The sequence below is a fragment of the Kribbella antibiotica genome, assembly GCF_004349055.1.
Classification (GTDB): domain Bacteria; phylum Actinomycetota; class Actinomycetes; order Propionibacteriales; family Kribbellaceae; genus Kribbella; species Kribbella antibiotica.
The window spans coordinates 1-11,966 of sequence record NZ_SMKX01000220.1 but is presented as its reverse complement, the minus strand read 5'-3'; the positions used below and the strand labels follow the sequence as shown (position 1 = coordinate 11,966).

At 68.1% G+C, this 11,966-nt stretch carries 10 protein-coding genes; 8 read left to right on the top strand and 2 right to left on the bottom strand.

What is annotated here, in order from left to right:
* The first annotated feature begins 835 nt into the window (after nt 1-835).
* From E1263_RS39730 to E1263_RS39720, 3 genes are read left to right on the top strand one after another with little or no spacing between them, the layout of a single operon-like run.
* Nucleotides 836-1,240: an aconitase X swivel domain-containing protein gene (locus E1263_RS39730; RefSeq protein ID WP_202869282.1), complete on the top strand. Its 405-nt coding sequence runs from the start codon at nt 836-838 to the stop codon at nt 1,238-1,240.
* Entirely contained in the window at nt 1,237-2,157 is a 921-nt protein-coding gene (locus E1263_RS39725) for an ornithine cyclodeaminase family protein (RefSeq protein ID WP_165956917.1), read from the top strand. Before E1263_RS39730 ends, E1263_RS39725 begins: the two co-directional genes overlap by 4 nt.
* 33 nt (nt 2,158-2,190) lie before the next feature.
* Complete coding sequence (locus E1263_RS39720) at nt 2,191-3,708, top strand: glycoside hydrolase family 3 N-terminal domain-containing protein (protein WP_132177173.1); 1,518 nt, start codon at nt 2,191-2,193, stop codon at nt 3,706-3,708.
* On the opposite strand, the gene E1263_RS39715 is transcribed toward E1263_RS39720, so the two are convergent.
* Complete coding sequence (locus tag E1263_RS39715) at nt 3,692-4,888, bottom strand: ROK family protein (RefSeq protein WP_132177171.1); 1,197 nt, start codon at nt 4,886-4,888, stop codon at nt 3,692-3,694. The genes E1263_RS39720 and E1263_RS39715 overlap by 17 nt on opposite strands.
* 93 nt (nt 4,889-4,981) lie before the next feature.
* On the opposite strand from E1263_RS39715, the gene E1263_RS39710 reads away from it, so the two are divergent.
* From E1263_RS39710 to E1263_RS39690, 5 genes are all read left to right on the top strand, one after another.
* Nucleotides 4,982-6,610 carry a glycoside hydrolase family 13 protein gene (locus E1263_RS39710; protein WP_202869281.1) on the top strand — a complete coding sequence of 543 codons (1,629 nt, stop codon included), beginning with the start codon at nt 4,982-4,984 and terminating at the stop codon, nt 6,608-6,610.
* Nucleotides 6,611-6,632: 22 nt separating this feature from the next.
* Nucleotides 6,633-7,766, top strand: coding sequence for a Nif3-like dinuclear metal center hexameric protein (locus E1263_RS39705; protein ID WP_420323408.1), 1,134 nt, complete (start codon nt 6,633-6,635; stop codon nt 7,764-7,766).
* The gene (locus E1263_RS39700; protein WP_238161993.1) at nt 7,763-8,707 is read left to right on the top strand and encodes a zinc ribbon domain-containing protein; all 945 of its coding nucleotides are present in this window, start codon (nt 7,763-7,765) and stop codon (nt 8,705-8,707) included. Before E1263_RS39705 ends, E1263_RS39700 begins: the two co-directional genes overlap by 4 nt.
* A 76-nt stretch (nt 8,708-8,783) precedes the next feature.
* The gene (locus E1263_RS39695; RefSeq protein WP_132177165.1) at nt 8,784-9,887 is read left to right on the top strand and encodes a bifunctional RNase H/acid phosphatase; all 1,104 of its coding nucleotides are present in this window, start codon (nt 8,784-8,786) and stop codon (nt 9,885-9,887) included.
* Between the two features lie 13 nt (nt 9,888-9,900).
* Entirely contained in the window at nt 9,901-11,337 is a 1,437-nt protein-coding gene (locus E1263_RS39690; RefSeq protein ID WP_132177163.1) for an RNB domain-containing ribonuclease, read from the top strand.
* Here E1263_RS39690 and E1263_RS39685 read toward each other — a convergent pair.
* A complete protein-coding gene (locus tag E1263_RS39685; protein ID WP_132177161.1) occupies nt 11,326-11,865 on the bottom strand; it encodes a TetR/AcrR family transcriptional regulator in 540 nt (179 codons plus the stop codon). The two genes, E1263_RS39690 and E1263_RS39685, sit on opposite strands and share 12 nt — an antisense overlap.
* Nucleotides 11,866-11,966: the final 101 nt, after the last annotated feature.

Genomic DNA, 11,966 nt, shown 5'->3' with positions numbered 1-11,966 from the left:
ACTCAGCCTTGGACTCAGCAACCATCCGGACCGCGCGCTCACGGATCTCGGGCGAATACGACGACGGACGTCCCATGGACTTCATCCTTCCAACAAATGAAGTCTCCAGACACTCCGGGGTGACTCAAATCGAGGCGTTGCAACGACCACGAGAACCCGCCATGCGGGTCCAGAACCCACAACCTGATGGGGGAACCCATCAGGCGACGGCCGTTCCTAGGAACCCGGTGACGAAAATCCTCCGATTGACGACGCGATCAGGGACTCTCCGGCCGGTTCCCACTACGCGTGAATTTTTCGGGTCTATGCGCCGAAAATCCACGTGTAGCGCCTTGCGAGGGTCAGCCGCGCACGGCGGCACCCCTGACCTCCTTGCCAGCGCTTTTCACCACCACCAAGGGTCACTTTCCAGGCTTCCTCGCTACCGACCGCAACCACAGCGAGTACCTCAGACGGCGGGAACGCGATCGCCGGCCTCGCCAGCCCCCTTAGCCACACGCCGGGCCGGGCCACCCTCGCACTGTAAATCGGCCGCAGCGGCGAGCAACCACAAGCCGACGGACCCGGCCGCATTCGGTGCGGCGAGCAACCATCCCGTAGTACGAACGAGGTCCGCAGTCGGTGCGGCGAGCAAGCTCCGTTCAGTCGGCGATGGCGACGGCGACGGCGGGTGTCGTGTCAGGCCGCGACCGGACCCGCCGCCAGGAGGACCCACATTTGGTGGGCTGACCCACGGGATGGTGGGTGGGCTAGCTGCATGCGGTTGGCAGACCCGCCAGGTGGTGGGCTGACCCATGAAAGGGTTCTCGGTGGGTGGGAAGGAGGTAGGGCGTTGGTGGTTGGGCGGTGTTTGGTTGCCGGTACGGCGGTTGGGCGGGTGCTGGTGTTGAGCGAGCCGCTGTCGTTGTGGGGTGGCGCTGACCCGGCGACCGGGGTGATCAGCGATGAGCGGCATCCGGAGTTCGGGGTTGGGCTGGCTGGGCGGGTGGTGGTGATGCCGGGGAGCCGAGGGTCTTCGTCGAGTGCGAGTGTGTTGGCGGAGATGTTGCGCGCTGGAGTTGGCCCGGCGGCGTTGGTGGTGCCGAAGGCGGATCCGATCCTGGTGATCGGGGCGATGGTGGCCGACGAGCTCTACGGGAAGGGAATTCCGATCGTGGAGCTGGTTGGGTTGACCGTGCCGTGGGGGAATGTGCGGGTGACGGCGGTTGGCGAGCGTGCTGTGATCGAGGAGGTTCGGTGATTAGGCAGTTTTCGGGTGACGACGTACTTGCGGTGCCGGCGACACGCGTGGTGGAAGCAATCAAACGGGCGGCGGAGGATCCGCGGACGTTGCAGCGGAGTGCGGCGCGGTCGGCTTTCGGGGCGCCTGGTGGGGAGATGTTGTTGATGCCGGCGGCTGATGATCGGCTGACCGGGGTGAAGCTGGCGACGATTGCCCCCGGCAATCCGGCCAACGGGTTGCCGCGGGTGCAGGGCGTCTACGTGCTGTTCGACTCGACGACGCTGACACCGGTCGCGGTGATCGACGCGGTGGAGTTGACCGCCGTACGGACGGCCGGGGTGTCGATGGTGGGCATCGCGGCTCTCGGTGGTGCGCAGGGCCGGACGGCGATCGTTGGGACGAGCGTGCAGGCTCGCGCGCACCTACGGCTGCTGGTCGAGCTCGGCTGGTGCAATGACTTCACCGTCCACGGGCGTCGTACGGAGGCAGTCGAGGAGCTCGCGGCCTACGCAAAGTCCCTCGGCGCCCAAGCCACCCCCGGTACGACGGACGATCTCCGGACCGCGAAACAAGTCATCTGCTGCACCTCGGCCTCCACCCCAGTTGTCCCCGACACGCTTGCGCACGATGTGATCGCGGTGGCGGTCGGCTCGCACACTCCGACCGCGGCCGAGCTCCCGGCCGGTCTCTTCAAGGACGCCCAGGTCGTCGTCGAGTCTCAGACAGCCGCGACGACCGAGGCCGGTGACGTCATCCTGGCCGTCGCGGCCGGGACACTACCCGCGGACGCACCCGTCGAGCTCGGCTCAGTGCTGCGTGGAGAGGTCAAGATCGACCCCACGAAACGGCGGATTTTCAAGAGTGTCGGCATGGCCTGGCAGGACCTCGCCGTGGCGACTGCCGTTTTTGAAAGTGATATTTCGGAAAGGGGCTAGCGAATAATAGGCACCACGAGAGAGGGTGTCGGCATGACCGACAACCTAGAGCCTGATGCTGCCGGCGCGTTGATCGTCGGCTTCGCTGGGACCACCGCCCCCGACCACCTGCGCCGCGCCGTCGCCGACGGTCTGGGTGGAGTCATCCTGTTCACCCGGAACGTGACCGGCCCGGAGCAGGTGCTCGCGCTCACCCAGAGCCTGCGCGCCGAGCGGCCGGACGTGATCATCGGGATCGACCACGAGGGCGGCGAGTTCAGTCACCTCGGCCCGGCGAACCCGTTTCCGCTCTCGTCGCCGCGCACGCTCGGTGATCTCGACGATGTCGACCTGACCCGGGCCTCGGCGCGGGACGCGGCCGCGACGCTCGCCTCGCTCGAGATCGACCTGATGCTCGCGCCGTCGATCGACGTGAACAGCAACCCGGCGAACCCGATCATCTCGACGCGTGCGTTCGGTACGACGCCAGAGTTGGTCGCGCGGCACGGTGTCGCGTTCATTGAGGGCGTGCACGAGGCCGGCATCGTGCCGTGCCTGAAGCACTTCCCGGGGCACGGCGACGTGGCGACCGACTCGCATCTCGATCTGCCGCGGGTCGACCGGTCGATCGAGGCGGTGCACGCGGTCGAACTGCTGCCGTTCAAGGCGGCGATTGCGGCCGGCGCCGAGGTCATCATGAGCGCGCACATCGTCTTCTCCGTGTACGACGACCTGCCCGCCACCCTGTCGCACCGGATCCTGACCGGGTTGCTGCGCGACGAGTTGGGCTTCGACGGGGTGATCACCACCGACGCCCTCGAGATGGGCGCGATTACCAAGAACCAGTCGATCGAGGAAGCCACGGTCGTGTCGATCCGGGCCGGTGCCGACCTCGCGATGATCGCAATTGGCGCGGCCGATCCGCAGGGTCTGACGAAGCATATTGTCGATGCCGTCGGCAACGGTTCGCTGTCAGCCGAGCGAGTCGCCGACGCGGCTCGACGCGTGCGCGCGTTGGCCAAGTCATTGGGGGAGCGGAAGCGGCAGACCACCTTCGATGGCGCCGCAGTCCGCGAGGTCGGCGACCGCGTGGTGGCCGGGCAGACCTTCCCAGCGCTCGGCGGGACGCCGTACGTGATCGATCTGACGCAGGGCCTGCACCCGGCGTGGCACCCGTACTTCAGTGGTCTGCCGGAGATCTTCAAGCGACTCGCTCCGGGCTCGGACGGAGTCGTTCTGCGCGACCAGCACCTGCTGTCGGAGAAGGAGGCTGCGCTCTTCGAGGATCACCCGACCGCGGACGAGCAGTCGGACGACGCGCTGGCGCGAGCAGCGGCAGCGGCGAAGGACCGGCCGCTGGTGATCGCCGTACAGGATGCGGGCCGTACGCCGTGGATTCGCGAAGCACTGGCGTTCTTGCTGCAGGATCGTCGTGACGACGTGTTCGTGTTGTGCACCGGTATTCCGGAGGATCAGGCGTTGGTCCCAGCTGGGGTGCCGTCGGCAACTACTTCGGGCCGGAACGTGATCGTGCTGGAAGCGGTCGCACGGGCGCTCACGCGGAGCGCGTGAGCACCAGATCGAGTGCGTGCTGCTCGACGTAGTTGAGTGCGTGGCGGACGGCGCCGACCGAGACGATCGCGTCGCCGAGTGACGACACCGCCACGCGCGGCGGCGTACTGGTGTATCCGGCCAGCTGCTCCTCGATATCCGGCAGCAGTTGGCCCGCCGCCTCAGCCACCGCCCCACCGATCACCACCAGCTCCGGATTCACCAAAATCCCCAACGTAGCAACGACGCGCGCCGTCCGCGCGGCCACGGAACGAAGGATGCCCAAGGCAACCTCATCCCCAGCGGCAGCCGCCGCGAAGACCTCTTCCGCGGTGACCTCGGAGACGTCTCGCAATCGGGTCCGCACGGTCGGGTCGGCAAGGACAGCAACTGCTTGGTCTCGGGTGGTTCGGGCGATGCCGTGGGTGTCGCCTACGCCCTCGACCAGCTTCAGGTAGAGCATTTCGCCGGCGCCGCCGCGGCTGCCGTGGAGGAGACGACCGGAGTCCATCAGGCCCGAGCCGAAGCGTTCGCCGGCCAGCAGCACGGCCAAGTCGTCGATGCCTTGGCCCTGGCCGCGCCAGTGTTCGCCGAGGACGGCGAGGTTGGCGTCGTTCTCCAGCAGGACCGGCCAGCCGTGCAACTCGGTCAGGCGATGGCCGAGGTCGGTGTCGAAGCGGCGCCAGAATTCGTCATCGACCAGGATGTTGCCCGCGCGATCGACCGGCGCAGCAACGCCAACGCCCGCGGCGAGCACCTGCGAGTCCCGGACGTCAGCAACGGCCAGCGCCTCGACGACAGCCTCGTGCACCAAGCCGGTCCGCTCGGCGGGTGTCTTCACCGAAGACAAAGATCGGCCGGCCTTGGCCAACGTCTCGCCGCGGAGGTCGGCGAGCAGGACCGTCGTACGACCGGCACCGATATCGATCCCGAGCACATAGCCGGCGCGGCTGTTGAACTCGAAGCGCCGCGATGGCCGGCCCACCGCCGTGTCGTCGCGACCAGGGTCGAGCTCGACGACCCAGCCCATGTCGATCAGGTCGTTGCAGACCGCGTGCACGGTGGCGCGGGTGAGGCCGGTGGCCTGGATCAGGCCGGTTCCTGTCATCACTCCGGCGGTGGACAGTACGCCGAGTAGCTTCCCGGCATTGACGCGGCGCAGCAGTGCCGGTGTCGCCGCGGTGACCGGAGCGCTCGTCATGGTGACCCCTCTTGACCTCACTGTAGATCCGCGCGCAGAATACTGCAGAACCTAAATTTAGAGTCTATATTAATCACAAAAGTGAGGCTTTTTGTGACCAGTCCCCAGCCGACCGACGCCGACTGGTGGCGGCAGGCCGTCGTCTACCAGATCTACCCCCGCAGCTTCGCCGACTCCGACGGTGACGGGGTGGGGGACCTGCAGGGCATCCTCAGCCGGGTTCCGTACCTGATCGACCTGGGTATCGACGCCGTCTGGCTGAGCCCGTTCTACCCGTCCGCCCTGGCCGACGGCGGGTACGACGTCGACGACTACCGCAACGTGGATCCGCGGCTCGGCACGCTCGACGATTTCGGTCAGCTCGTCGAGGCGCTGCACGCGGCGAACATCAAGCTGATCGTCGACATCGTCCCGAACCACACCTCCGACCGGCACGTCTGGTTCCAGGAGGCGCTCGAGGCGCAGCCCGGTACGCCGGCCCGCGACCGCTACATCTTCCGCGACGGCGAGGGTGACCAGCCGCCGTCGGACTGGGACTCGATCTTCGGTGGCTCGGCCTGGGCTCAGACCCCGGACGGCCAGTGGTACCTGCACCTGTTCGCGGCCGAGCAGCCCGACCTCAACTGGGCGCACCCTGAGGTCCGCGACGACTTCCTGACCACGCTGAGGTTCTGGTCCGACCGTGGGGTCGACGGTTTCCGCGTCGACGTTGCCCACGCCCTGGTGAAGGACCTGACCGAGCCGTTCAAGTCGAAGACCGAGCTGCCCCGCATGTCCGAGTCGAACGGTGTTCATCCGCTGTTCGACCGCGACGAGGTACACGAGATCTACCGCGACTGGCGCAAGGTCCTGAATGAGTACGACCCGCCGCGGTCGGCAGTTGCCGAGGCGTTCGTACCGGCCGCTCGCCGGGCGCGCTACGCGAGTGCGGACGGTCTCGGGCAGGCGTTCAACTTCGACTTGCTGCAGGCCAACTGGGACTACGCCAAGTTCCGTAGGGTGATTGAGGAGAACCTCGCCCTCGCCGACCAGAACGGCTCGTCGTCGACGTGGGTCTTCTCAAACCACGACGTGGTTCGGCACGCGACGCGCTACGGCCTGCCCAACGACCCGACCGGTGGTTGGCAGGACGGCAAGGCGTGGCTGCTCAGCAACGGCACTGAGCCGACCGTCGACGTCGAGCTCGGGCTGCGCCGGGCCCGCGCCGCGATCATGCTCATGCTGGCGCTCCCAGGATCGGCGTACCTGTATCAAGGTGAGGAGCTCGGTCTGCAAGAGGTTGGCGAACTCCCCGCCGCCAACCTCCAGGACCCGGCCTACTTCCGCTCCAAGGGCGCCGAGAAGGGCCGCGACGGTTGCCGCGTCCCGATCCCGTGGACCGTTGGCGGTCTCTCCTTCGGCTTCGGCACCGGCGGCTCACACCTCCTCCAGCCGAAGTGGTTCGGCCAGTACTCGGTTGAGGCGCAGGACGGCGTCGCCGAGTCGACCCTCAGCCTCTACCGCAAGGCTCTCGCCGTACGGCGTGGGCTCCAGACCGCGAACGAATTGACCTGGAACGACGGCGTCGACTGGGTGCTGCACTTCACCCGCCCCGGCGGCTGGCAGTCGATCACCAACTTCGGCGAAGCCCCGGTCGAGCTGCCCGACGCTGCTGTCGTGTTGTCCAGCAGCCCGCTCGAAGGCGCCAAACTCCCCGCCGACACCACCGCCTGGCTGATCTAGATCGTTTGCAAGGATGGGCCTCGTGAACCCGAGGCTCGCCGACGTCATCGCCGTACTCGACCGGTTGTACGACCCGTCCTGGGCTGAGTCCTGGGACGCGGTCGGACTGGTCACCGGCGACCCCGATCAGCCTGTACGGCGTGTGTTGTTCGCCGTGGACCCGATGCGCGAGGTCGTCGACGAGGCGATTGCCGGCGACTTCGACCTGCTCGTCACCCACCACCCCTTGTTGCTGAAGGGCGTCAACAGCGTCGCCGCCACGACGCCCAAGGGTCGCGTCATCCACGACCTCATTCGCAGCAATACCGCCCTCCACGTCTGCCACACCAACGCGGACAACGCCAACCCCGGCGTCAGCGACGCTTTGGCGGCGGCGCTCGGGCTGCAGGACACCCGGCCGCTCAACCCGATGCCGGACGAGCCTTTGGACAAGCTCGTCGTCTTCGTTCCGATCGGCGATACCGAAGCCCTGCTGGACATCCTGTCGGCCGCGGGCGCGGGTCAGCTCGGCAACTACGACCGGGCCGCGTGGACGACGGTCGGCGAGCAGACCTTCCGGCCGCTCGAAGGCGCGAACCCGACCACCGGCCGGACCGGTGAAAGCGCCCGGGTCGTCGAGAACCGGCTCGAGATGATCCTGCCGCGGCACAAGCGCCGTACGGTCGTCGCCGCGTTGAAGGCGGCCCATCCCTACGAGGAGCCCGCGTACGACGTCTACGAGCTGGCCGCGCGCCCGGGCAACCGCGGCGGCGGGCGGGTCGGCGTACTGGCGGAGTCCCTGAAGCTTCGCGACTTCGCCGAGCTGGTCGCGGCCAACCTGCCGGGTACGCAGCACGGCGTACGGGTGGCGGGGGATCCCGATCGCCTCATCACCAAGGTCGCGGTGGTCGGGGGAGCGGGGGACTCGGAGTTCGGCAAGGTCCGCGCGGCCGGCGTCGACGCGTATGTGACCGCCGATCTCCGCCACCACCCCGCCACCGAGGCTCAGGCCTACGCCACGGGCCCGGCCTTGGTCGATGTCGCACACTGGGCGAGTGAGTGGCCGTGGCTGCAGGATGCCGACCGCCTCCTGCGGGAAAACTTGGCTGCGCAAGGCAGTACGGTGGAGACTCACATCTCGACGCTCGTCACTGACGCATGGACACTGCGGCTGTGAGAGGGGGTCTGGGGACACAGCGCCTACTGCGCGGCACTCGGCACGGCACCTCGCCGCACGGGTGCAAAGGGCAAGATGCTCCGCATCTAACCCTCCGCCCCCGCGCACCGATGCACCGCACCGAGCACCTGCTCGCTACGGCGCTGAGTCCCCAGACCCCCTCTGAGCGCAAACTGAACGATTTAAAGGAGCCGATTCTGAACGCCGAGCCCGCCGTCCAACGCCGTCTGCTGGACCTGCAGGATCTCGATCTGCAGCTGGATCAGGTCGCGCACAAGCGCAAATCGCTCCCGGAGCACCAGGCTCTGACCGAGCTCCTCGCGGAGAAGTCGGTGGTCGACGGCGAGCTCGTCGCCGCGGACACCGAGGTCGGTGACCTGCAGCGTGAGCAGAAGAAGGCCGACAGTGATGTCGACCAGGTCCGCCAGCGCAAGGCCCGCAATGTGCAGAAGATCGAGTCCGGTCAAATCACCTCGCCGCGCGACCTCGAGAACCTGCAGCACGAGATCGGCTCGCTGGAGCGGCGGATCTCCAACCTCGAGGACGCCGAGCTCGAGGTGATGGAGAAGCTGGAGGCGGCCGAGGTCGTCCAGGCCGAGCTGCGGACCCGCGCCGAGGCGTTCGCCGGCCGTCAAGGTGAGCTGGAGAGCGCCCGTGACGCGTCGCTGAAGGAGCTCGACGAGCAGCGCGCCGGGATCAACGACAAGCGCACTGAGCTCCTGGCCGAGCTGCCCGAGCCGCTGGTCAAGCAGTACCAGCGCCTGCGTGAGCACAACGGTGGCATCGGTGCCGCGCCGCTCGTCGGCAAGCGCTGCATGGGCTGCCGGATGGAGCTCGCGCCGTCCGACTTGAATCTGATCAAGGCCGCCGCCCCGGACGCCGTACTGCGCTGCGAAGAGTGCGGCCGGATCCTGGTGCGCACGCCGGAGAGCGCGGCGTGAGGGAGCGCAGCGAGCTCACCAAAAGGCACAGCCCGATTTGCGCCTCGTTCGCGCCCGGAGCGAAGCGAGGACGTGAATGAGCTTCACGCATGTGATCGTCGAAGCGGATGGGGGTTCCCGGGGTAACCCAGGACCCTCCGCGTACGGCGCTCTCGTGCGCGACCCGGCAACGGGTGAGGTGATCGCGCAGGACGGCAAGACCCTCGGGGTCGCGACGAACAATGTCGCTGAGTACTCGGGTCTGATCGCGGGCCTGGAGCTGGCCGCGGAGTACGCGCCGAATGCCTCGATCGAGGTGCGGATGGACTCCAAGCTGGTCATCGAGCAGATGGCCGGCCGGTGGAAGATCAAGCACCCCGACATGAAGCCGCTGGCGGCCAAGGCGCAGGGGCTCGCGCCGTTCGGCACCGAGTGGACGTGGGTGCCGCGCGCGCAGAACTCGGCCGCCGACGAGCTCGCGAACAACGCCCTCGATGGGGTCCCGATCCCGCTGCGGCCCGAGCCGGCCAAGCCACCGGTCGCGAAGGACGAGCGCAAGAAGAGCATGCCGGGCTGGAGCCCGCAGACCGAGCCGCCGACCCAGCTGATCTTCCTGCGCCACGGCGAGACCCCGCACACGGCGGAGAAACGCTTCTCCGGCTCCACCGGCGACAACCCGGGGCTGAGCGAGACCGGCTTCGCCCAGGCCGCGGCGGCGGCCGAGCACCTGGCTCGCCAGGGCGGCATCGACGCGGTGGTCCACTCGCCGATGCTGCGCACCCGCCAGACCGCCGAGGCGGTCGCCACCCGGCTCGGGATCGAAGCCGTCGCGGACGAAGGCTGGGTCGAGTGCAACTTCGGCGACTGGGACGGCTACACCTTCGCCGAGGTTCAGGAGAAGTGGCCTGAGCAGCTGAACGACTGGCTGGAGACCACGACCGTTGCGCCTCCGGGGGGCGAGTCGTTCGACACCTGCGCCCGCCGCGCCCGCTCAGCGCGGGACGGCATCCTCGCCCGCTACCCGGGCAAGACCGTCGTGGTCGTCACCCACGTGACGCCGATCAAGCTGATGGTCCGCTCGGTCCTCCAGGCCCCGATGGCCTCCATCTTCCGGATGGAGCTCCGCCCGGCCACCCTGACCGAGATCCACTGGTACGCCGACGGCCTCGCGTCCCTACGCAACTTCAACGTGGTGCCGTAGTTACTCTGACCCCATGCCATTGCAGAAGGTCAGGTTCGCGGACGATGTGCCGGAGGTGTTCCGGGCGTCGTTGCAGGACATCCGCCGGGAGCTCGACGTACCGGCGGAGTTCCCGCCCGAGGTGGTCGCGGCAGCACTGAAAGCCGGTACGGCGCCGCGGTTGCCGACGCTCGATCGGACCGAACTCGAGTTCGTGACGATCGATCCGCCGGACTCGATGGATCTCGACCAGGCCCTGCACATCGAGCGGGCCGGCGACGGCTATGTCGTGCACTACGCGATCGCCGACGTCGCCGCGTTCGTCCAGTACGGCGACCCGATCGACACGGAGACGCGTCATCGGGGCGTCACGCTGTACGCGCCCGACAAGCGGACCCCGCTGCATCCGCCGGAGCTCTCCGAGGGTGCAGCCTCGCTGCTGCCCGACCAGGTGCGCCCCGCGCTGCTGTGGACGGTCCCACTCGACGCGCGCGGCGAGAGCACCGGCGTCACCTGCGAACGCGCGCTGGTGAAGTCGCGCGCCAAGCTCAACTACGCCGGCGTCCAGCAGGACCTCGATGCCGGTACGGCGTCCGAGTCGCTCCAGCTGTTGCGCGAGGTCGGCAAGCTGCGTGAGCAGCTCGAGCTCGAACGCGGTGGCGTGAACCTGCCGATCCCCGACCAGGAGGTCGTCACCTCCGACGGCGCGTGGAGCCTGGAGTTCCGCGCACCGCTCCCGGTCGAGGGCTGGAACGCGCAGATCTCCCTGCTCACCGGCATGGCCGCGGCCCAGCTGATGATGAAGGGCAAGATCGGCATCCTGCGGACCCTGCCCGAGGCCCGCGACGACCTGCGCAAGAAGCTCGGCCACACCGCGAAGGCGCTCGGCATCGACTGGCCGCAAGAGACGACGTACGCGGAGTTCATCCACGGCCTGGACCCGCAGGTGCCCGCGCATGCAGCGATGCTCGCGGCCTGCACGGTGCTGTTCCGCGGCGCCGGCTATGTGACGTTCGCGGGGAGCGTGCCGGAGCACCCGCAGCACGCCGCGATGAAGGCCGAGTATGCCCATGTCACCGCGCCGCTGCGCCGCCTGATCGACCGCTGGGCCGGTGAGATCTGCCTCGCGCTGTCGGCCGGGACCGAGGTCCCGGCGTGGGTGCGCGATTCGATGGACGACCTGCCGAAGATCATGGAAGAGGCGGCCCGCCGCGAGAACGCTTACGAGCGCGCGATCGTCGGCATGGTCGAGGCCGGTCTCCTGAAGGACCAGGTCGGCTCCGAGTTCGACGGCGTCATCACCGACATCGACGACCGCGAACCCAACCGCGGCATCGTCGTCCTCTCCGAGCATGCCGTCGAGGGCCGCGTCACCGCCAAGGCGGAGCTCCCGCTCGGCAAGGCAGTCCGCGTCAAGCTCGTCGAAGCCGACATAGCCAAGCGCAGCGTGACCTTCGAGCTAATTCCGTAGGTAGGAGTCGACTGCGGCGGTCGTGCGATCCAGGTCGCCGGTCGCCAGCAGATCGAGCAGTGCACCCCGCAACATCGCCAGTACGCCGGTACGTCGTGCCTCCGCGGCGTCCGGCTCACTCGCCTTGAGTAGTTCGAGCCAGTCGTCGACCGTCGACCGGCCGTAGTCGACCCACGGGCCGTCCGGCACGACCAGTGACCGCCCGTACGCCTCGACCCAGAAGGCCATCAGCGGCCGGCGCTCCGGCGCGGCCAACCACGTCCACAGCTCCCGCGCGACCACGGTCAGGCCGGGCGGTTCGTCGTACTGGCTGTTGATCTGGTGGAGCAGGTCGAGCTCGTCGGCCCGGGCGCGGGCGAGCAGTGCGCGGATGAGTCCGTCCTTGCTGCCGAACAGGAACAGCAGGACCCGCGGGCTGGAGCCGATCGCGGTCGCGAGCGGGCGCAGCGACAAGTCGGACAGGCCGTGCGTGAGCGAGTACTCGTAGGCGCGCTCGAGCAGTTCTTGTTCTCGCGCAGACGCCGGCATGTGCTTAGTATGGACCACTGAAACAGTCGTGTCAGTGGATTGGGGTTCACATGATCAGGGATTTGGGGAAGCCGGGGGACCTGGGGTTGGTGGTGCAGTCG